The 317-nt window shown below is 39.1% G+C and carries 1 protein-coding gene; it reads right to left on the reverse strand.

Features of this window, described 5'->3' with window-relative positions; translation table 11 throughout:
• Positions 1 to 317: 50S ribosomal protein L5 (gene rplE / locus ACTHSP_RS23355; RefSeq protein WP_440347161.1), on the reverse strand; the 317-nt coding region annotated here is incomplete at both ends.

The raw sequence follows: 317 nt of genomic DNA on the forward strand, positions 1-317 counted from the left end.
CCTTTAAACGGAAACTTGAACAGTGACAACAAAGCTTTCGCTTCTTCATCAGTTTTTGCAGTAGTTGTAATAGTAATGTTCAAACCACGCAAAGCATCGATTTTATCGTATTCAATTTCCGGGAAAATAATTTGCTCACGAACGCCCATATTGTAATTGCCACGACCATCAAATGATTTACCGCTTACACCACGGAAGTCACGTACACGAGGCAACGCAATAGTAATCAAACGATCCAAGAATTCAAACATTTGATCACGACGCAATGTTACTTTGCAACCAACTGGATAGTTATCACGGATTTTAAAACCTGCGAT

The organism is Neisseria sp. P0001.S005 (assembly GCF_051963715.1).